Origin of the sequence: Streptomyces montanus, from assembly GCF_005786655.1 — a bacterium.
Taxonomy (GTDB): domain Bacteria; phylum Actinomycetota; class Actinomycetes; order Streptomycetales; family Streptomycetaceae; genus Streptomyces; species Streptomyces sporangiiformans.
In genome coordinates, this window is sequence record NZ_VBZC01000016.1 from 75,854 (window position 1) to 95,707 (window position 19,854).

Here is a 19,854-nt window from a genome sequence, read left to right on the forward strand (position 1 = left end):
AATTCCTCGAAGCTATTTTTGAGGGGGGGGAAGCGGCCGGGGCGGGGCTGGTTCAGGCTAGCGCCTGAACCAGCCCTCTGGAGCGACGTAGAAGGAATCGCCGTTCTGGATCCCGTGTCGACTGTAGAAGGAGCTCAAAAAGCCACCCTGCCTGTCGTTCTCGGCCCTTTCGATAAGGGTCGTTACTGCTCCGTGGCCGCCTTGGCGTGAGGAAGCGAACGGAAACTCCTCCCATGTCATCTCCGGGCCGGGACGATCCAGCCCTCGCTGGGCATGACGCCGATTCCGCCGGATATTCCGGCGGCCGGTCTGTCGTTCAACGATAGGGCTCTCGCCCCTGGCCAGCGCTTCCGACAGATTGTCGTTCACTCCGGGGAAACTGTGCTCGTCGAAGTGCGCGACCGGCAGTTCTTGGGCGACTCCCGCGCTGTCCACGGCGAAGACCCGGCAGGGCGTGAGCCCAAGCGGGTCGCTCCAGGTGTAGGGGTTGAGGACGTACGCGACCGGGTTGGGTGCAGCGGCGAGCCCAAGAGGGTCGGGGCTGGTGAAGCGCGCCGTTTCCGGGTCGTAGTGGCGGAAGTAGTTGTAGTGGAGGCCGGATTCGGGGTCGTGATACTGGCCGGGGAAGCGCAGGGGTGTGTATGTGGTGCTTCGGGCTGCCCGGGCCGTTGTGCCCCAGAGGGTGCTCCGGGCGCGCCACGCGATCTCGCCGGACTCGTCGATGAGTTCGGTGGGGGTGCCGATGAGGTCGGTGACGATGGCGAAGAAGCGTGAGTCGATCGCGTCCTGGGATGCTTCAGCGGCGATTACCCGTTCGGTCTGTGTGACGGGGGTCGCGCCATGGTGGTCCCACGTGAGGGTGACCGGGTGGGGCAGCTCCTGGGCTGTGGTTGTCTGTTCACAGAGGGTGGTGCCGTCCCAGGTGAAGATGGTCTTTTCTATGACTGTTTCGCCGTCGTGGGCGAGGCGTTGCTTGGCGGTGCGGCGGCCGAGAGGGTCGTAGGTGTAGTGCCACCGCGTACCGTCTGGAGTGACGACAGCGGTGAGGCGGTCTTCGGCGTCCCACTCGTAGCGCCAGGTGTCGGGTTTGCGGGACAGGCGGGTCTTCTGGCGCATCGTGATACGGCCGAGTTCGTCGTGTTCGTAGCGAACTCTTCCGGCATGGGTGATGCGGGTGCCCGTGTAGGTGCGGGAGCCGGTGGCGTCATGGCCGGGATGGGTGTGGGGCCAGTTGGAATGGGTTTGGTTGCCCGCAGCGTCGTAGGTGTAGGTCTCGGCCCAATCCACGGAATGAACCGCGGTGACGCGGCCCACCCGGTCCAGATCGAAGCGGCGGGTGCCAGAGAGCTGGTCGTCGATTCCGGTCAGGTTGCCGTCGGCGCGGTAGGTGTAGGCGCGGTGTTGGATGGACTGACCGTCGTCAGCGGTGACCGCTTGGGTGGCGAGGCGGCCCACCTCGTCGAAGGCCTGGGCCAGAGTGACATGGGCTCCGATGCGGCGGCTCACTTCGCGGCCCGATGCGTCGCGGTCGAAGTCGATGACGCGGCCGGAGGCGGTGAGCCGGGCAGTGCGGCCTGCCGCGTCGTAGGCCCATGTACTGGTAGCCCCGGTGGGGGTGGTACGGCCGGTACGCCGGCCCGCCTCGTCGTAGGCGTGGACGAGGGTGCGGCCGTCGACGGTCTCGGACAGCAGCCGGCCTGAGCGGTTCCGCTTCAGGCGCACTGTCGTGATGTGGCCCAGCACATCAGTGACCGTGCTGGGATGGCCCGCTGGGGTGTAAGTGCTGCGGGAGGTGGTTCCGGTTGGACCGGTGACGGCCGTGAGATTGCCGCGCTCGTCGTAGGCGTATTGCCAATGGGTGCCGTCCGGCAGGTGGATGTCGGCGGCGAGATGTAGATCGTTGTAGACAAGGCGCGTTACGGCGTTGGCCGGGTCGGTCACCTCGATCGGCTGCCCGAGTTCATTGTTGACGATCCGCAGGGTGTGTCCGAGCTGGTCCGTCGTGGAGATGACGTTCTGGTAGGCGTCGTAGGCGGTGGTGACAGTGGCGCCCAAGGGATCGATCTCGGCGACGATCAGGCAGCGGTCATCGACGACGAGGCGAGAAGTGGCGCCCTCGGCCGTAGTGACTTCCGTGACGTGACAGTCCGGCCAGGCGGGGTCGACCAGGTCGTAGGTGAAGGTGTTGGCCAGGTGTCCGGCCTCACCGCCCTGGGCGATGCATCGACCCTGCTCGTCGTAGGCGTACTCGTAACGGGTGAGGTTCGTGTCCTCCCACGAAGTGATGCGCAGCTGTTCATCGTAGGTGAACTGCGTGGGCAAGCCGGAGGAGTTGGTGGCTGAGGTGAGGTTTCCGCCGCTGTAGCCGAATCGCTTAATCGTGACGTTTGATTCGCCTTCACCGACAGTGATCAGGCGTAGAGCGGTGACGAAGCCGTCCTCGACGGTCAGAGCAAGGTGGTATCCGCATGAATGACGAAGCGCGCTCGGTGCGCCGTCGGTGTCGTATTCGAAGGCGATGGTGTTGTGGTTGCGGTCGGATATTCGCTCCAGCCGCGCCAACCCCTGGGCAGGTGCGGCGAATTGGCGACTTTGACCGGTGATCGGGTCGGTGATGCGATAGCCGCCGTCATCCAGACGGCTGAGTGGCCAGCGCGGACCGGACTCCGGGAACACCAGGGCGTCCGGCCCCTCGGGGTGCGAGTAGGCGAGCAGCATGCCGTCCTCAGCGACGAACACGATTCCGCACTCGTCGATTTCGAGGCGCTGATCGATGGTGGACGACCACGTCGGGCCAAACCACGATCCTGCACGGTAACCCGAGGAGACTCGGCGCGTGAACGTGAGCGGCAGAGTACCCGGCAAGGCGATGTCAGTCTCTTCCAGATACATGTGCCCAGTGGCTGGATCGACTGGGTCACCGCACCCCTTGACCAGGCTCTTCATCCTACTGTGCGCACCCTTTGCGCCATCCGCCAGCATACGGCGGCCTGACTTCGCCAGTCCTCGGACACCATTGGCCATGTTCTTCAGACCCTTGAGCCCCTTCAGGCCTTTCATACCTCTGGCGAGGCCGCCAAGGGTGGTGAGGCCTTTACCGCCGGGTATGCAGTCGAGTGCGGCGAAGGCCACATCCCACAGCGAAGCCTGCCCCTTGGCGTATTTGTTGAGGGTGTCGGCGAGGACGACAAGCGCGGCGATGAGGACGATGGCGCCCAGGATCGGGCCACCGATAATCATCGCGATGATCCCGAGGACGGCGACGACAACCTTGCAGACCGCGACGATGGTGTCCCAGTTGTCGGAGACCCAGTCCCCGACCTCCTCGTACCACTTACGGTTCTGAATACCCGCGTCGGAGGCTTCGTCGAGTTTGCGTTTCGCCTCGCCGGCGGCGTCCTCGCGCATCTGGCGGGCGTCGGCGGCCATCTTCTTTGCCGCGTCCAGGGCGTTCTGCGCGGAGGTGACATCCGACTGCGCGGAGGTCTGCGCGGACTCCGCGTTCTGCGCATCCCTCGTTGCGGCGCGGACCTTGTCCTCGTCCGGCTTCGGGACGTCCTTGTCCGCCTTCTTGTCCTCCTTGTACTTGTCCGCCTCCTTGGTCGCTCGGGTCACCCATGAATCGGCCGTGGTCAGGCGGGACTTGGCGGAGGACAGATCGGCCTGCGCCTCACGGCCCTTGGCCAGCGCCTTGTCCGCGAGGGCCTGGGCGCGCTCCAGCTTCGGCCAGTACGCCGCCAAAGCGTCACCGGCCAGGTCGTAGGACTTCTTGAGCTTCTTCAGGTTCTTCGGAACGCCGGAGAACTCGTCCTGGAAGACCTCGGCGGTCTTGCCCACCCACGTCAGGACGGCCTCCTCCTCCGCCATCCCCTTCACGAGACGGAGGGCGTCTTGGACGTCGTCGGCGAAGTCATGCAGGCTCTTCGCCAAAGACCGCACCCGGTCCGGATCCCCCGGCGTCGGATCCTTCTCCAAGTCCAGGACATGCCAGTCCGTCGGCCGGTAACCCGCCATCACGCAGCCCCCGTTACGCCAGCCTCGTCGGCAACAACCGTACGCAGCAGCGAATTTACTAGGAACAGGTTTCCGACGTGAAGGGGCGCAGGGCGGATGCGTTGATCACGCCGAAGCTTCTGGACCGCACCGGAAAGCAGGACCGTGGGGGCCGAGTTGCCGGGTACCAGCCCTCGATGCGCTGCGGGAAAGCTAACGCCCAAGCACATCACTCGGCGCATGGTGCCACGACTGCTCATATGACGCGGGCTGCCGGACTTAGTGCGGCCGGTCGGCGGCGATGCAATCGAAGGACATGAGCGTCCTGTCCAGAGTCACGAACACCTTGTCTGCTGCCGATTGGGCCGCCTCCTCGATGTCCCGGGACGAAGGCCGCGAGGAGTTCTACGGCCTCGGCTGGCGGCCACCGGCACGGCGAGGACATGCACCGGCACTGCGGCGACCGCGGAAGCCGACAGCGCAACAACGGGGCACGAACACGCTCGCAGTGACCAGCGAGAGGGGGGCGGCGGCGCAACGGGCGCTCTTATCTGCCAGTCAGCTCGTCGGGCTGAGGAGAATCGTACTGGGCCCGACGCTCCGCGCGCGGCGCCTTCGCGCACACGGCGTACGAGCTGGCCCGCACCCTGCACACGGACCTCACCACCGGGGCCACCGCCCAGGCCAGGGATGTGCTGGAGCACTTCCATAGCGGCATCCGGTACCAGGCCGTCAAGCCGGACGAAGCGCTGGTCTTCCATCTGCCAGCCCTGGCCGCACGAACCGAGCGTGAGTCGAGTGTTGCCCCAGCTTCCCCGCACTGTGATCGATTCATCCTTCACGTGGCTGGGGTGACGAACACGACGCGCTCACCCTGCCGTTCACCAGGTTGTCCCAGCTCGAGCCCACCGAACGGGCGGCACCCACTCCTGCAGCGGCGTACCGCCCCGTAGGGAACATCCCAGCTGTCCCTGGACCTCACCGACGCCTGAGATCACCGGCGGCCGCGCTGCCGCAAACCCCGCAGCCACGCCGGACTGGGACTTCAACAGGCCGGTCGCCGCGGTGCCAGGCGACCGAGCGTCGGCATGCGGCGCATCACCCTGTCAAGATCGTTTTCATCCAGCACGGATCCAGCGTCCGTGTTGCGAACAGCGCACGGGGACACCAGGTCGAGGCCCTTGACCTGCCTAAACACCCGCTCATCGTGGCGCAAGACATCCGTGGAAGGTTCTGCTGGAATGTTGTACAGCAGGCGCACGAAACACCCGCTGACCTGCTCTTTTACTCGTGACCACAGGGCTCGGAACGGCACTACACGTTGAAGCGGAACTCCACCACGTCCCCGTCCTGCATCACATAGTCCTTCCCCTCCATGCGGGCCTTGCCCTTGGCGCGGGCCTCGGTGACCGAGCCCGTTTCGACCAGGTCGGCGAAGGAGATGACCTCGGCCTTGATGAAGCCCTTTTGGAAGTCGGTGTGGATGACGCCGGCCGCTTCCGGGGCGGTGGCGCCCTTCTTGATGGTCCAGGCACGGGATTCCTTGGGGCCGGCCGTGAGGTAGGTCTGGAGGCCGAGGGTGTTGAAGCCGACGCGGGCGAGCGTGGCGAGGCCGGGCTCGTCGACGCCGACGGTCTGGAGGAGCTCCAGGGCCTCCTCCTCGTCGAGCTCGGCGAGGTCCGCCTCCAGCTTGGCGTTGAGGAAGATCGCCTCGGCCGGGGCGACCAGGGCGCGCTGCTCGGCCTTGAAGGCCTCGTCGATCAGTTCGTCCTCGTCGACGTTGAAGACGTAGAGGAACGGCTTGGTGGTGAGCAGGTGCAGGTCGTGGAGGAGGGCCTCCCGCTCCGAGTCCTGCTTGATGCCCGCGGCGAACAGGGTCTGGCCCGCGTCCAGGATCTCCTTGGCCGCCTCGACCGCGGCCACCTTCGGCGCGATGTCCTTCTTGATGCGCGATTCCTTCTGCAGCCGCGGCAGGACCTTCTCGATGGTCTGCAGGTCCGCGAGGATCAGCTCGGTGTTGATCGTCTCGATGTCGTCCTTGGGCGAGATCTTGCCGTCGACGTGCACGACGTTCTCGTCCTTGAAGGCACGGATGACCTGGCAGATCGCGTCGGACTCACGGATGTTCGCCAGGAACTTGTTGCCCAGGCCCTCGCCCTCGCTCGCACCGCGCACGATGCCCGCGATGTCGACGAAGTCGACGGTGGCGGGGAGGATCTTCTGCGAGGAGAAGATCTCGGCCAGCTTCGCCAGGCGGGTGTCGGGGACGCCGACCACACCCACGTTCGGCTCGATCGTGGCGAACGGGTAGTTGGCCGCCAGCACGTCGTTCTTGGTCAGGGCGTTGAACAGGGTCGACTTGCCGACATTCGGCAGACCGACGATTCCGATCGTGAGCGACACGTTGCGACTTCCCGTACGTGAGGTTGGGGACTGGGGGCTGAGTGGGACCCGGGTGCGATCCACCGTCTGCGGACCGATCCACCAGTCTACGGCGTGCGAGCAACCGCCCCGGCGACGTAGTGAACGCGTGACCAAGGTCGGTGAAAGGGCGTGTCTCAGAAGCCATTCCCCACATAACCCGACCTAAGTTGGACCAGTGGAGCAACCCAGAACGCGCCCCCCTCAGGCCCGGCCGCGACGCGGCGCGCCCCTTCCGCCACAGGCCGGGCGGGGTGGAGCCCGTGCGCCCCGGCAGACCCGCCCCGACGTGCCCCGGAGCGCGTCGCCGCTGTCACGAGTGGTGCGGGCGGTACGCAGGATGCCGAACCCCCGGCTCACCGGACTGGGCAGCGGGGTGTTCTGCACCGCGTCGATGTTCGCGCTCGCCTGTCTCGACTGGCTGCTCTTCGGGGCCTCCGTCATCGTCTACGGCGTGCTGTTCCTGCCGGTCTGCGCGCTGACCGCGCTCTGGGTGCGCCGGGCCGACCTCGTCACCGCGGTCGTCGCCATTCCCATCGCGTTCGCCATCGGTCTGCTGCCCATCGCCGACAGTGACGGAGGGTTCTTGGGGCGGCTGACGAATCTGGTCACGGTGCTCGCGATGCACGCCGGCTGGCTGTACGGCGGCACGCTGATCGCCGGCCTCATCGTGACCGTTCGCAAGGTGCGCCTCATGAGCCGACGGGCGGCGCAACGCCGGGCCGCCGCGCAGGCAGCCTCGCAGGCGGCGCAATCCGCGCAGGCCGCCCCACAGCCTGCGACCCGGCAGAAGTCCCCGGCCCAGCCGAGGCGCCGCACCGCCTGAGTCGCCACACGGCCCGGGGCTCCGCACGCCCCGGGGCTCCGCTCGTCTCCCACGGCGACGAGCCACGACAGCCACGCGCCGCGACAACGACGACAGCGACGCGCGGCGGTCGGCAGCCGTCGCTACCCTTCCTTCGCCGCCCTCATCGCCGCCCCCACGATCCCCGCGTTGTTCTGCAGCCGGGCCGGCACGATCTCCGCCTTGATGTCCTCGATCAGGTGCAGGAACTTGTGCGACTTGCGGCTGACGCCGCCCCCGATGATGAAGAGCTCGGGTGAGAAGAGCATCTCCACGTGCGCCAGGTACTTCCGGACGCGCCGGGCCCAGTGCTCCCAGCTCAGCTCGTGGTCGTCCTTGGCCTTGGTGGAGGCGTGCTTCTCGGCGTCGCGGCCGTCGAGTTCGAGATGGCCCAACTCCGTGTTCGGCACGAGGACGCCGTCCATGAAGAGCGCGCTGCCTATGCCCGTGCCGAAGGTGAGGACGATGACCGTGCCCTGACGGTCACGCCCCGCACCGAACTGCATCTCGGCCACGCCCGCCGCGTCCGCGTCGTTCACGATCGTCACCGGGAGCCCGTCGAGCCGCTCGGAGAGCAGGGCGCTCGCGTCGACGTCGACCCAGCCCTTGTCCACATTGGCGGCCGTGCGAATGGTGGCGCCGCCCGTGACCACACCCGGGAAGGTGATCCCGACCGGGCCCGTCCAGCCGAAGTGGCCGACGACCTCCTTCACGCCGTCCGCCACCGCGTCGGGTGTCGAGGGATGCGGCGTGAGCACCTTGAAACGCTCTTCCGCCAGGTCGCCCCGGTCCAGGTCCACAGGGGCGCCCTTGATCCCCGATCCACCGATGTCCACGCCGAAGATGTGCATGGCTCCACGTTACGTCGTACGACTGACAGTTACTTCTCGGTGGTGCGCTCCGCCACCAGGGCGGCCGCCTCCTCGCGCAGGTCGCGACGCAGCTCCTTGGGAAGCGAGAAGATGATGGACTCGTCAGCGGCCTTGACGATCTCGACGTCCTCGAAGCCCCGGGTGGAGAGGAAGTCCAGGACCTGCTCGACCAGCACCTCCGGCACGGACGCACCCGACGTCACACCGACGGTCGTCACGCCCTCCAGCCAGGCCTCGTCGATCTCGTCCGCGAAGTCCACGAGGTACGCGTCGCGCGCGCCCGCGAGCTTGGCGACCTCCACGAGCCGCTTGGAGTTGGAGGAGTTGCGCGAGCCGACCACGATGACCAGGTCGGCCTCGGCGCCCATCTGCTTCACCGCGAGCTGACGGTTCTGCGTGGCGTAGCAGATGTCGTCGCTGGGCGGGGAGATGAGCTGCGGGAACTTCTCCTTGAGGGCGTCGACCGTCTCCATGGTCTCGTCCACGGACAGGGTGGTCTGGGAGAGCCAGACGACCTTGGACGGGTCGCGGACCTCGACGTTCTCGACGTCCTTGGGGCCGTCGACGAGCGTGATGTGGTCGGGCGCCTCCCCGGAGGTACCGATGACCTCCTCGTGGCCCTCGTGACCGATCAGGAGGATGTCGAAGTCCTCCTGGGCGAACCGGACGGCTTCCTTGTGCACCTTGGTGACCAGCGGGCAGGTCGCGTCGATGGTGGCGAGCTTGCCCTGGGCGGCCTCTTCATGGACGACGGGCGCGACGCCGTGCGCCGAGAACATGACGATCGCCCCTTCGGGGACCTCCGCCGTCTGCTCGACGAAGATCGCGCCCTTCTTTTCCAGGGTCTGCACGACGTATTTGTTGTGGACGATCTCGTGGCGGACATAGATCGGGGCCCCGTACTGCTCGAGGGCCTTCTCGACGGCGATCACGGCGCGGTCCACACCCGCGCAATAGCCACGGGGGGCGGCGAGCAGGACACGGCGGCCAGTTGAAGCAGTCATGCGAACCATCGTAAGGCCGCGCCCGGACGGCCGAAGATCGCCACCGCCGTCCGCGCCTCTCCGGGGCTCCGCCCCAGGCTCCGGCCGACGCCCCGGCCGGAGCCCCGGCCGGGGAAGTCCGCGTTGTCGGTACCGGCCGTTACGCTCGGGCGCATGGCTGTGAACACGTCCGCAGACGCCCCCATGCCCGTGGGCGAGGTGTCGCGGCTCATCGGGGGATGGATCGACCGGCTCGGTGCCGTGTGGGTCGAGGGGCAGATCACCCAGCTGTCGCGGCGTCCCGGCGCGGGCGTCGTCTTCATGACGCTGCGCGACCCGTCGTACGACATCTCCGTGAGCGTCACCTGCTACCGGCAGGTGTTCGACGCGGTGGCCGACGTGGTGAGCGAGGGCGCGCGTGTGGTCGTCCACGCGAAGCCGGAGTGGTACGCGCCACGCGGGCAGCTGTCGCTGCGGGCCGCCGAGATAAAGCCGGTGGGGATCGGTGAACTGCTCGCCCGCCTGGAGCAGTTGAAGAAGTCGCTGGCGAGCGAGGGCCTGTTCGCGCCCGAGCGCAAGAAGGCGCTGCCCTTCCTGCCCCAGCTCATCGGCCTGGTCTGCGGACGTGCCTCGGCGGCCGAGCGGGACGTGCTGGAGAACGCGCGGCACCGCTGGCCCGCCGTCCGCTTCGAGGTGCGCAACGTCGCCGTGCAGGGGGTGCACGCGGTGCCTCAGGTCGTCCAGGCCGTGAAGGAGCTGGACGTGTTCGAGGACGTGGACGTGATCATCGTGGCGCGCGGCGGCGGCAGCGTGGAAGACCTGCTGCCGTTCTCGGACGAGCAGCTCGTACGGGCGGTCGCGTCCTGTCGTACGCCGGTGGTGTCGGCGATCGGGCATGAGCCGGACAACCCGCTGCTGGATTATGTGGCCGACCTGCGTGCCTCCACCCCGACCGACGCGGCCAAGAAGGTCGTGCCGGATGTCGGCGAGGAGTTCGAGCGGGTCCGGTTCCTGCGGGACCGGGCTCGGCGCTGCGTCCTGTCCTTCATCGAGCGCGAGGAGCGCGGGCTCGCCCACGCGCTGGCCAGGCCCTCGATAGAGGATCCGCACCGCATGGTCGCGGAGCGCGAGGAGCAGATCGGCTCGATGCTCGACCGCGGCCGACGTTGCCTGGGCCACCACCTCGACCGTGCCGAGTCGGAGCTGACGCACACGCACGCGCGTGTGGTGGCCCTCTCCCCCGCCGCGACCCTCCGGCGCGGCTACGCGGTCCTGCAGAAGGCCGACGGCCACGTGGTCCGGGCTCCGGACGAGGTCACCGCGGACGAGCCGCTGCGGGCGCGGGTCGCCGAGGGCGAGTTCACAGTTCGAGCGGATGCATAGGGTGGGCTCATGACCAGCAAAGTGGACGAGGCGCTCGGGTACGAGCAGGCGCGGGACGAGCTGATCGAGGTCGTACGTCGCCTGGAGGCGGGCGGCACGACCCTCGAGGAGTCGCTCGCCCTCTGGGAGCGCGGCGAGGAACTGGCGAAGGTGTGCCGCCGCTGGCTGGAGGGGGCGCGCAAGCGGTTGGACGCGGCGCTGGCCGAGGAGGAGGAAGCGGAGGCGGCGACGAGCGAGGGCGAGGGAGACGCCTCCGCGTAGGCGGCCTCTCCCTCTCACCAGCCCTCACGAGCTGTGAAGTGGGACACCATCATCCGGTTTTGGTTGAACCTTAAACATATGCGGGCGTACGGTCGTCATCAGCAGCCGGCCACCGTTGCCGCCGGACCCACCGCACCACCCGGAGAAGGTTTCCCCATGTCCCTCGTTCTTGACCCCGCCGCCCAGGACCTGCTCTTCCGCGAGGCCCGCACCGCCAACACGTTCACCGACGAGCCGGTGACCGAGGAGCAGGTGCAGGCGATCTACGACCTGGTCAAGTACGGCCCCACCGCCTTCAACCAGTCCCCGCTGCGCATCACCCTGGTCCGCTCCGCCGAGGCCCGTGAGCGCCTGGTGCAGCACATGGCCGAGGGCAACCAGCCGAAGACGGCCACCGCCCCGCTCGTCGCGATCCTCTCCGCGGACAACGAGTTCCACGAGGAGCTCCCGCACCTCTTCCCGCACTTCCCGCAGGCCAAGGACGTGTTCTTCGCCGAGCGCCCGGCGCGCGAGGGTGCCGCCTCCCTGAACGCCGCGCTGCAGGCCGCCTACTTCATCATCGGTGTCCGCGCCGCCGGCCTGGCCGCCGGTCCCATGACGGGCTTCGACTTCACGGGCGTCCAGAAGGAGTTCCTGGACGACGACCACACCCCGCTGATGGTGGTCAACATCGGCAAGCCGGCCGACGACGCCTGGTTCCCGCGCTCCCCGCGCCTCGAGGCCGACGAGGTCATCTCGACGGTCTGAGCCGGACAGGGCATCCGAGCCCGACCGGTCACACATGCGGGAGGAGGGCCCCGGCAGCGCGCCGGGGCCCTCCTCCCGCATGTGCGTGCGGGCCGCTCAGGACGTCTTCAGGGCCTCAGCCATCTTGCTCAGCTGCGCGAAGGACGCCGTACCCGCCACCACGGTGGTCGAGCCCTTCTCCTGCAGGACCAGGGCGTCGTACTTCGTGCCCTCGTACCGCTTCCAGGTCTGCTCACCGATGCGCTGCGTGGCGCCCGTGTCCTCGGCGCCCTGACTGGCGTCCTCGATGAATGTGACGGGCTTCTGAGTGGACTGTTCGACCGCCACGTACGCACCGTCGGGGTCGTGGAAGCCGAGGTGCCAGGCATCGAAGTCGTCGCCCTGGAACCGCACCGACGTCGCCTTCCACGTCTTGGGCAGGCCCTCGGGCGCCGCCACCGGATAGGGGGCCGCGCGCCGTGCCGTGAGGAGCTCCACGCGGTAGTCCACCCGTTTGGGAGGGGGCGCCGAGTCGTCATGGGGAATGAAGACGTAGATGACTCCCGCGACGATGCCGATCAGGCCCAGGGAAAGGACCATGTCCCGGACCGTCTGCTTGCCTTTCGTACCTGCCACGCCCCCATCGTCGCAGGTGTACTGGTCTGCTCATCCGTGGGGCCCCCTGCTCATTTTGTCGGACTGAGGATAGAGTCGGCCCGAACCCTCGTCCGGCCGCCCACCGCCTCCCGCCACCGCCCTTCGAGGACGGGCCTGCGGGCGCAGTTTTGTCTCGTATTCAGAAAGGTGCACTCCGATGACCGAGCATCACTTGCCGTCCGAACTCGAGGTCCCGTCCGAGGCCCCCGACCGCAACCTCGCCCTGGAGCTCGTCCGGGTCACCGAAGCCGCCGCGATGGCCGCGGGCCGCTGGGTCGGCCGCGGCGACAAGAACGGCGCGGACGGAGCCGCCGTACGGGCCATGCGGACCCTCGTCTCCACCGTCTCGATGAACGGCGTCGTCGTCATCGGGGAGGGCGAGAAGGACGAGGCCCCGATGCTCTTCAACGGGGAGCGCGTCGGCGACGGGACCGGCCCCGAGTGCGACATCGCCGTCGACCCGATCGACGGCACCACGCTGACCGCGAAGGGCATGACGAACGCGATCGCCGTACTGGCCGCCGCCGACCGCGGCACCATGTTCGACCCGTCCGCGGTCTTCTACATGGACAAGCTGGTCACCGGCCCCGAGGCCGCCGACTTCGTCGACATCAACGCGCCCGTGTCCGTGAACATCCGCCGGGTCGCCAAGGCGAAGCGGTCCACGCCCGAGGACGTCACGGTCGTCATCCTCGACCGGCCGCGCCACGACGACATCATCAAGGAGATCCGGGAGACCGGCGCGCGCATCAAGCTGATCTCCGACGGCGATGTCGCGGGCTCGATCCTCGCCCTGCGCGAGGGAACCGGAATCGACCTGCTGCTGGGCATCGGCGGTACGCCGGAAGGCATCATCTCTGCCTGTGCGGTCAAGTGCCTGGGCGGCACCATCCAGGGCAAGTTGTGGCCCAAGGACGACGAGGAGCGGCAGCGGGCCGTCGACGCGGGCCACGACCTCACCCGCGTCCTGTTCACCGACGACCTGGTCTCCGGCGAGAACGTCTTCTTCGTGGCGACCGGCATCACGGACGGCGAGCTGCTGCGCGGGGTGCGCTACCGCGCCGAGACGGCCACCACCGACTCGATCGTCATGCGCTCCAAGTCCGGTACGGTGCGCCAGATCAACTCCGAGCACCGGCTGAGCAAACTGCGCGCCTACAGCACCATCGACTTCGACCGCGCGAAGTAGGGAAGCAGGCACGGCGCTGCCGACCGGAGACAGGCGTTGTCCGTGTACGTGAATGGGGCGCCCCTTGTGCGGAGGGGCGCCCCATTCATCTGATCTGCCGGCTATCCGGCGGCGGCTATCGGGCTCGCGGCGGAGCGGGCGGCCTTCTTGAGTTCGAGGTCGCGGCGGCGCCGACGGGCCAGGACCACACGGCGCTCGGCGGCGGTGAGCCCGCCCCACACGCCGTACGGCTCCGGTTGCACCAGCGCGTGTTCGCGGCATTCGACCATCACGGGGCAGCGCGCGCAGACCCTCTTCGCCGCGTCCTCACGGGACAGGCGGGCCGCGGTCGGCTCCTTGGAAGGTGCGAAGAACAGGCCCGCCTCGTCGCGGCGGCACACAGCCTCCGTGTGCCAAGGGGCGTCCTGATCCCTCTCACGCACCGGTACCCCCTGGGGCGGAACGGCAGCGACCTGCAGGGACTGATGCGGCGGATGCAGCACGGTCTACTCCTGACGACGTCTTCGGGAGCGAGCGACGATGCGCAAGGCCTACCCGCTGTGCGCGGGCCTATGCACTGAGTTCCGAAGCACGGGAGTTCCCGAGGGGGTCCGGCCGGATTCAGCCGGACCAAAGCGCTTCGCGTGGCGCCGAATTCGCAACCGTCAATGCCCGAGGTGTTTGCGCATCTGACCGTGCACCCGGTCGCTGATCCGGTCGAGGAGATCCTCAATCATCTTGCCCCGTTTGGGCTTTGCCTCGACGCTTCCCAATATGGCCAGTCCGTCCACATAGACCACGGGCGCGTCCTGCTCGCCCGAATCCAGCGTGGACACCTCGAAGCTGCCCAGCACCCCGCCGCCGTTGCCCCGCAGCGAGACGTTCTCCGGGACGCGGATCTCCACGCTGCCGAAGACCGCGATCGCCTTGATCACGACTTGGCGGTGCTCGAAGACCGCCTCGCTGAGGTCTATCTCCACGCTGCCGAAGATCGCGTACGCGTGCGTGCGACGGCCTACTCGCCAACGCCCCTTGCGTACCGCCGAGCTGAAGACCGCCGCCACGTTCTCGTCGGCCACCGGGGGCACCGCCCCCGGGGCGGGGTGGTTCGGCGCCGGCTCGTACGCCCGCGTCGCGCCGGCCCCGTGGGCGCCGGGCAGGTCGCGAACGAGTGGCTCGAGCTCGCCGACGGTCTTGGCACGGAAGACCCCCTCGACGCGCTCGGCGTGCTCCTCCGCGGTGATGCGGCCCTCGGCGAGGGCGTCCCGCAGGATGTCGGCGGTGCGGTCGCGGTCTGCGTCGGAGCAGCGCAGCTCGGTCGCCGCCACGGGCTTCCGGTCGGTGGTCGCGGGCTGCCGGTCGGGCTGTTCCCCATCGCCTGTGGGGCGCTTCTGAAGGTCCACGGCCACAGCGTACCCAAACGCGATAGATCGCGACTACCCCTTGTCGCGTCCTCGGTAAGCCCGCCGGAGGCCGCCCAGGCACTTGAACTGAGCCTTACCTCACAAGCCCCGCCGTGCGGCCAGGTTCTACGCTGGTGGGCGCTGCCAACGGAGGCCAGCTGCCACCTGTCGAGTGAGGAATGGGCGAGATGCCTGAGTTCGCGTACACCGATCTGCTCCCCCAGGGAGAGGACACCACCCCGTACCGGTTGGTGACCTCCGAGGGTGTCTCCACCTTCGAGGCCGACGGGCGCACGTTCCTCAAGGTCGAGCCGGAGGCGCTGCGCAAGCTCGCCGAGGAGGCCATCCACGACATCCAGCACTACCTGCGCCCGGCGCATCTCGCGCAGCTGCGCCGCATCATCGACGACCCCGAGGCGTCGTCGAACGACAAGTTCGTGGCGCTCGACCTCCTGAAGAACGCGAACATCGCCGCCGCGGGCGTGCTGCCCATGTGCCAGGACACCGGCACGGCGATCGTGATGGGCAAGCGCGGGCAGAACGTGCTCACCGGGGGCGGCGACGAGGCCGCCCTCTCGCGCGGTGTCTACGACGCGTACAAGAACCTGAACCTGCGCTACTCGCAGATGGCTCCGCTGACCATGTGGGAGGAGAAGAACACCGGTTCCAACCTCCCGGCGCAGATCGAGCTGTACGCGACGGACGGCGGCGCGTACAAGTTCCTGTTCATGGCCAAGGGCGGCGGCTCGGCCAACAAGTCGTTCCTCTACCAGGAGACGAAGGCGGTCCTCAACGAGGCTTCGATGATGAAGTTCCTCGAGGAGAAGATCCGTTCGCTGGGTACGGCCGCCTGTCCGCCGTACCACCTGGCGATCGTCGTCGGCGGTACGAGCGCGGAATACGCCCTGAAGACCGCGAAGTACGCGTCCGCGCACTACCTGGACGAGATCCCGGCCGAGGGCTCGGCGCTGGGCCACGGCTTCCGGGACAAGGACCTGGAGCAGAAGGTCTTCGAGCTGACGCAGCAGATCGGGATCGGCGCGCAGTTCGGCGGCAAGTACTTCTGCCACGACGTACGTGTGGTCCGCCTCCCGCGGCACGGCGCGTCCTGCCCGGTGGCGATCGCCGTCTCCTGCTCGGCCGACCGCCAGGCGGTGGCGAAGATCACGGCGGAGGGCGTCTTCCTGGAGCAGCTGGAGACGGATCCGGCGCGGTTCCTGCCGGACACCACGGACGAGCACCTCGAAGAGGGTGACGTGGTGAAGATCGATCTCAACCAGCCGATGGACGACATCCTCGCCGAGCTGACGAAGTACCCGGTCAAGACCCGGCTGTCCCTGTCCGGTCCGCTGGTCGTGGCGCGCGACATCGCGCACGCCAAGATCAAGGAGCGGCTGGACGCGGGTGAGGAGATGCCGCAGTACCTGAAGGACCACCCGGTGTACTACGCCGGACCGGCGAAGACTCCCGAGGGGTACGCGTCCGGTTCGTTCGGTCCGACGACGGCGGGGCGGATGGACTCCTACGTGGAGCAGTTCCAGGCAGCGGGCGGCTCCAAGGTCATGCTGGCCAAGGGCAACCGCAGCAAGCAGGTCACGGACGCCTGTGACGCCCACGGCGGCTTCTACCTCGGCTCCATCGGCGGGCCGGCCGCCCGGCTCGCCCAGGACTGCATCAAGAAGGTCGAGGTCGTCGAGTACGAGGAGCTCGGCATGGAGGCCGTCTGGAAGATCGAGGTCGAGGACTTCCCGGCCTTCATCGTGGTCGACGACAAGGGCAACGACTTCTTCAAGGACCCCGCGCCCGCGCCCACGTTCACGTCGATTCCGGTGCGGGGGCCCGGGCTGGCGTAGTGCCTTTCGGGGCGGCGGGGATGGATTTCACCCCGCCGCCTCAAACGCCGGACGGGCTGAGTGGTGTCTCGACGTCCAAGTGCCCGAGCCAGCACAGGATCGCCTCCGACTGGCAGCGCACATTGAGCTTGCCGTAGATGCGGCTCATATAGTTCCTGACCGTTTTGTCGGTCAGCAGCATCTCGCGGGCGACGTCACGGACGCCGAGGCCGGAGACGAGCAGGTCCATGAGCTGACGCTCCCGCTGGGAAAGGCGTATACGCCGGTCCGGGGCAGTCACTGTCACCGCCGTCACCGTCACCGCCGACCGCGTCCTGCCACGCTCCCCTTCCCTGGCCCTGGCCCGGGAAGCGCCCCTGACCTGCTCGGCGGCGATCGCCGGATCGAGGTCGAGCCAGGGAGCCAGAACCGCGGCGGGCGGCAGTCCGTCCTCCGCCTCGGCCGAGAAACGCGTCAACTCCTGCGCCATGTCCGCTCCGTAGAACAGCACGACATCGTCACTCGCGCGCATCTCGCGCGGTTCCCGGACCAGCCGGGCGCGGTTCCGGGAAAGCGAGGGCGGAATGAGACCGCAACGGCTGACGAGCGCGACCGACAGCGACATCACCCGGGAATCCATCGGGGCAGCGAAGTGATGAGGCACCACAGCTCCACTGAGTGGGGGGCATCGGAGCCTCGTGCTGGTGGACTCGCCCCGATGTACTTGAAATGTCTAGCAGGCTACTCATCAGTTACGAATCGGCGATGGATCACACCCGCCTCCGGGAACGAGGCGGCCGTAAATCCCATCGGGAACACCAGAAACGCCTCGCGTGCTGTCAGAGTTGGAGGTGATCGGCGCATGACCGAAGAGAACGCGACCGGGGACTACCGGATCGAGCACGACTCCATGGGAGAGGTCCGCGTCCCGGCGGACGCCAAGTGGCGGGCGCAGACCCAGCGGGCGGTGGAGAACTTCCCCGTCTCGGGGCAGCGCATCGAACGCGCCCACATCGAGGCCCTCGCCCGCGTCAAGGGCGCCGCGGCCAAGGTCAACGCACGGCTCGGCGTGCTCGACAAGGACATCGCCGAGGCGATTCAGGAAGCGGCGGAAGAGGTCGCGCAGGGCCGGTGGGACGCGCACTTCCCCGTCGACGTGTTCCAGACCGGGTCCGGCACCTCGTCCAACATGAACACCAACGAGGTCGTCGCCACCCTCGCAAGCGAACGGCTCGGCAGGGACGTACACCCCAATGACCATGTGAACGCGTCCCAGTCGTCCAACGACGTCTTCCCCTCGTCCATCCACATCGCGGCCACGGCCGCCGTCACACGCGATCTCGTGCCCGCCCTGGAGCACCTGGCCACGTCCCTGGAGCGCAAGGCCGAGGAGTTCGCGGACGTCGTGAAGTCCGGGCGTACGCATCTCATGGACGCGACACCCGTGACGCTGGGCCAGGAGTTCGGCGGATACGCGGCGCAGGTGCGCTACGGCATCGAGCGGCTCAGCGCCACACTGCCCCGGCTGGCCGAACTGCCGCTGGGCGGAACGGCCGTAGGCACCGGCATCAACACCCCGCCCGGGTTCTCCGCCGCCGTGATCGCCGAGGTCGCCCGGACCACCGGGCTCCCGCTCACCGAGGCGCGCAACCACTTCGAGGCGCAGGGGGCGCGGGACGGGATCGTCGAGACGAGTGGGCAGCTGCGCACGATCGCGGTCGGGCTGACCAAGATCGCGAACGATCTGCGGTGGATGGCCTCGGGCCCCCGCACCGGGCTCGCCGAGATCAACCTCCCGGACCTCCAGCCCGGATCGTCGATCATGCCGGGCAAGGTGAATCCGGTCATTCCCGAGGCCGTCCTCATGGTCGCCGCCCAGGTGACCGGAAACGACGCCACCGTCGCGGCGGCGGGGGCGGCCGGGAACTTCGAGCTCAATGTGATGCTTCCGGTCATCGCGAAGAACATCCTGGAGTCCGTACGCCTCCTCGCGAGCGTCTCGCGGCTGCTCGCCGACCGGACCGTCGACGGGATCACCGCGAACCGCGAACGGGCCCGTGAGTACGCCGAGTCGTCACCGTCCGTGGTGACACCACTCAACAAGTACATCGGGTACGAGGAGGCCGCAAAGGTGGCCAAAAAGGCACTGGCCGAGCGGAAGACGATCCGCCAGGTCGTGCTGGAATCCGGGTACGTCGACCGGGGCGATCTCACCCTGGAGCAACTGGACGAGGCGCTGGATGTCCTGCGGATGACGCGCCCGTAACAGGCTCGTGCGCCCGGCGCGAACCGTGACGCGCGCCGCAGCGTCGTATGCCGTGGACACCTAATATCTGGTCATGGCAGAGGGTGGAGCGGTGACAGACGTGGAAGCGGGCGGAGCGGCGGCCTTCTGGACCCCCGGGAGTCAGATCCTGTGGCGGTACCGGGAGAACGGCGGCGAGCAGGTCCACATCTGCCGTCCCGTGACCGTCGTGCGGGACGACGACGAGCTCCTCGCCGTGTGGATGGCGCCCGGCACCGAGTGTGTGAGGCCGGTGCTCGCCGACGGCACCCCCGTCCATGTGGAGCCGCTGGATTCCCGCTACACCAAGCCACGTACGGTGCAGCGCGACCGCTGGTTCGGCACCGGCGTGCTGAAGCTGGCCCGGCCCGGTGAGCCGTGGTCGGTGTGGCTGTTCTGGGAGCCCGGCTGGCAGTTCAAGAACTGGTACGTCAACTTGGAAGAACCGCTGGTCAGATGGGCCAGCGGAGTCGACTCCGAGGACCACTTCCTGGACATCTCCGTGTACCCGGACCGAACTTGGGGCTGGCGCGACGAGGACGAGTTCGCGCAAGCTCAACGGGATGGTCTGATGGATGTGCAACTGGCCACACGCGTAAGGGAAGCGGGACGGTCCGCGGTGGAGGTGATCCGGGCCTGGGGTCCGCCGTTCTCGGACGGATGGCAGCATTGGCGCCCGGATCCGGCCTGGTCCGTACCCGCACTCCCGGACGACTGGGACCGTACGCCCGCGCACGTGTCCACATGAGACCCTGGTTGCGCGCCCGTGGTACAACCGTAGGATCGTCCTCCGCAAAGGGCGCGCAGCAGCAACAACTCCCGCGGCATGCGCTGGGCTTGACCGAACGTCACCGAGGGGCGGCAGGACGTGAGCGAGGGGTACGAGGACTACGGCGGCCGTAGGGTCCGGAGGCGGCCTGACAGGCTGTCCCCGTCGGCGTCGGCCGGGGCCGGCCCTGAGAGGCTGTCTGACCACGCGGGAATTCCGTTCCTGGGACACGTATTCCGGGTATCGGGTTCTCTGCGG

16 protein-coding genes are annotated in these 19,854 nt (G+C 68.0%); 8 read left to right on the forward strand and 8 right to left on the reverse strand.

Annotated features, from left to right (window positions below; all coding sequences use genetic code 11):
- Nucleotides 1–57: 57 nt before the first annotated feature.
- Nucleotides 58–4,014, reverse strand: coding sequence for an RHS repeat-associated core domain-containing protein (locus tag FE633_RS16640; protein ID WP_138045933.1), 3,957 nt, complete (start codon nucleotides 4,012–4,014; stop codon nucleotides 58–60).
- 1,293 nt (nucleotides 4,015–5,307) lie between these two features.
- Nucleotides 5,308–6,396, reverse strand: coding sequence for a redox-regulated ATPase YchF (gene ychF / locus FE633_RS16645; protein ID WP_138045934.1), 1,089 nt, complete (start codon nucleotides 6,394–6,396; stop codon nucleotides 5,308–5,310).
- A 358-nt stretch (nucleotides 6,397–6,754) separates the two neighbouring features.
- On the opposite strand from ychF, the gene FE633_RS16650 reads away from it, so the two are divergent.
- Complete coding sequence (locus FE633_RS16650; RefSeq protein ID WP_342791179.1) at nucleotides 6,755–7,240, forward strand: DUF6542 domain-containing protein; 486 nt, start codon at nucleotides 6,755–6,757, stop codon at nucleotides 7,238–7,240.
- A gap of 122 nt (nucleotides 7,241–7,362) precedes the next feature.
- On the opposite strand, the gene ppgK is transcribed toward FE633_RS16650, so the two are convergent.
- Nucleotides 7,363–8,109, reverse strand: a complete 747-nt coding sequence (gene ppgK / locus FE633_RS16655) for a polyphosphate--glucose phosphotransferase (protein WP_138045936.1) — start codon at nucleotides 8,107–8,109, stop codon at nucleotides 7,363–7,365.
- A 29-nt stretch (nucleotides 8,110–8,138) separates the two neighbouring features.
- Nucleotides 8,139–9,143 carry a 4-hydroxy-3-methylbut-2-enyl diphosphate reductase gene (locus FE633_RS16660; protein ID WP_138045937.1) on the reverse strand — a complete coding sequence of 335 codons (1,005 nt, stop codon included), beginning with the start codon at nucleotides 9,141–9,143 and terminating at the stop codon, nucleotides 8,139–8,141.
- Between the two features lie 144 nt (nucleotides 9,144–9,287).
- Here FE633_RS16660 and xseA point away from each other — a divergent pair, with 144 nt between their 5' ends.
- From xseA to FE633_RS16675, 3 genes are all read left to right on the forward strand, one after another.
- Nucleotides 9,288–10,496 carry an exodeoxyribonuclease VII large subunit gene (gene xseA / locus FE633_RS16665; protein WP_138045938.1) on the forward strand — a complete coding sequence of 403 codons (1,209 nt, stop codon included), beginning with the start codon at nucleotides 9,288–9,290 and terminating at the stop codon, nucleotides 10,494–10,496.
- Between the two features lie 9 nt (nucleotides 10,497–10,505).
- Nucleotides 10,506–10,757, forward strand: a complete 252-nt coding sequence (locus tag FE633_RS16670; RefSeq protein WP_138045939.1) for an exodeoxyribonuclease VII small subunit — start codon at nucleotides 10,506–10,508, stop codon at nucleotides 10,755–10,757.
- A gap of 156 nt (nucleotides 10,758–10,913) precedes the next feature.
- The gene (locus tag FE633_RS16675; RefSeq protein WP_138045940.1) at nucleotides 10,914–11,504 is read left to right on the forward strand and encodes a malonic semialdehyde reductase; all 591 of its coding nucleotides are present in this window, start codon (nucleotides 10,914–10,916) and stop codon (nucleotides 11,502–11,504) included.
- A gap of 96 nt (nucleotides 11,505–11,600) precedes the next feature.
- Here the strand turns inward: FE633_RS16675 and FE633_RS16680 are convergent, their stop codons facing one another.
- On the reverse strand, nucleotides 11,601–12,119 hold the full coding sequence (locus FE633_RS16680) for a DUF4245 domain-containing protein (RefSeq protein ID WP_138045941.1): 519 nt from the start codon (nucleotides 12,117–12,119) through the stop codon (nucleotides 11,601–11,603).
- A 178-nt stretch (nucleotides 12,120–12,297) separates the two neighbouring features.
- Between FE633_RS16680 and glpX the strand changes: the two genes are divergently transcribed.
- Entirely contained in the window at nucleotides 12,298–13,329 is a 1,032-nt protein-coding gene (gene glpX / locus FE633_RS16685) for a class II fructose-bisphosphatase (protein ID WP_138045942.1), read from the forward strand.
- A gap of 101 nt (nucleotides 13,330–13,430) precedes the next feature.
- Here the strand turns inward: glpX and FE633_RS16690 are convergent, their stop codons facing one another.
- The gene (locus FE633_RS16690; RefSeq protein ID WP_138045943.1) at nucleotides 13,431–13,811 is read right to left on the reverse strand and encodes a WhiB family transcriptional regulator; all 381 of its coding nucleotides are present in this window, start codon (nucleotides 13,809–13,811) and stop codon (nucleotides 13,431–13,433) included.
- Between the two features lie 162 nt (nucleotides 13,812–13,973).
- The gene (locus FE633_RS16695; protein WP_138045944.1) at nucleotides 13,974–14,711 is read right to left on the reverse strand and encodes a DUF1707 SHOCT-like domain-containing protein; all 738 of its coding nucleotides are present in this window, start codon (nucleotides 14,709–14,711) and stop codon (nucleotides 13,974–13,976) included.
- A gap of 188 nt (nucleotides 14,712–14,899) precedes the next feature.
- Here FE633_RS16695 and FE633_RS16700 point away from each other — a divergent pair, with 188 nt between their 5' ends.
- The gene (locus FE633_RS16700; protein ID WP_171059977.1) at nucleotides 14,900–16,564 is read left to right on the forward strand and encodes a fumarate hydratase; all 1,665 of its coding nucleotides are present in this window, start codon (nucleotides 14,900–14,902) and stop codon (nucleotides 16,562–16,564) included.
- 40 nt (nucleotides 16,565–16,604) lie between these two features.
- Here FE633_RS16700 and FE633_RS16705 read toward each other — a convergent pair whose 3' ends face one another.
- Nucleotides 16,605–17,183, reverse strand: coding sequence for a helix-turn-helix transcriptional regulator (locus FE633_RS16705; protein ID WP_138045946.1), 579 nt, complete (start codon nucleotides 17,181–17,183; stop codon nucleotides 16,605–16,607).
- A 222-nt stretch (nucleotides 17,184–17,405) separates the two neighbouring features.
- Between FE633_RS16705 and FE633_RS16710 the strand changes: the two genes are divergently transcribed.
- Both FE633_RS16710 and fomD read left to right on the forward strand, forming a co-directional pair.
- The gene (locus FE633_RS16710) at nucleotides 17,406–18,809 is read left to right on the forward strand and encodes a class II fumarate hydratase (protein ID WP_138045947.1); all 1,404 of its coding nucleotides are present in this window, start codon (nucleotides 17,406–17,408) and stop codon (nucleotides 18,807–18,809) included.
- Nucleotides 18,810–18,882: 73 nt separating this feature from the next.
- Nucleotides 18,883–19,575, forward strand: coding sequence for a cytidylyl-2-hydroxypropylphosphonate hydrolase (fomD, locus tag FE633_RS16715; RefSeq protein ID WP_138045948.1), 693 nt, complete (start codon nucleotides 18,883–18,885; stop codon nucleotides 19,573–19,575).
- Nucleotides 19,576–19,854: the final 279 nt, after the last annotated feature.